Source organism: Protofrankia sp. CiP1_Cm_nod2 (genome assembly GCF_920664355.1).
Classification (GTDB): Bacteria; Actinomycetota; Actinomycetes; order Frankiales; family Frankiaceae; genus Protofrankia.
In genome coordinates this window covers 20,093-20,762 of sequence record NZ_CAKKTL010000066.1, presented here as the reverse complement: position 1 = coordinate 20,762, position 670 = coordinate 20,093, and the positions used below count along the sequence as shown (strand labels likewise).

At 72.2% G+C, this 670-nt stretch carries 1 protein-coding gene; it reads right to left on the bottom strand.

The genetic code is table 11. The features are described from left to right. A partial coding sequence (locus NBW84_RS09860) for a DJ-1/PfpI family protein (RefSeq protein ID WP_250283852.1) occupies positions 1–670 on the bottom strand: 670 nt, incomplete at both ends.

Sequence of the window (670 nt, the reverse complement as noted above, 5' to 3'; positions counted from 1 at the left end):
GTCAGGGTGCGGATGCTGGTGCGGGCGTGGGCGGCGAGGGCCGCGCGTGTGAGTGGTTCGTGCAGCCTTTCCAGTGCCCACTGGCGGGTGGTGGACAGCGAGGTGCCGTTCTCGGGCGGCAGCGGCGATTCGATGAACTGCGCCTGCCCGCCGGGCCGCACCGGTGCCGCGACGACCAGTCGGGCGATGTGGTTGGCCACCGCGGCGCCGTAGTCGGTGCGCACCAGGTGCAGGCACAGGTCGATGCCGGCGGACAGCCCGGCGGAGGTCAGCACGTTGCCGTCCTCGACGTACAGCACGTCGGGGCGTAGGTCGACCCTGGGGAAGCGTCTGCGGAACTCGTCGGACCTGGCCCAGTAGGTGGTGGCGCTGCGGCCGTCGAGGAGTCCGGCCTGGGCGAGGACGAACGCTCCGGTGCAGATCGAGACGACGCGCCTGCCCGCGGCTGACGCGTGGCGCAGCGCCTCGAGGATGCGCGGGTCGATGTCCTCCCGGGCGCTGGTTCCGGTGACGATGACGGTGTCGGCGTCGTCGAGGGCCGCCAGCCCGTGGGGGACGGCGACCTCAAGGCTGCCGCTGGTGGCGACGGGTCCCGGCTGGACCGTGCAGATGCGCACCTCGTAGCCGGGGCGACCGTCCACGGTCATCTCACCGAGTACCAGTTCGGGGA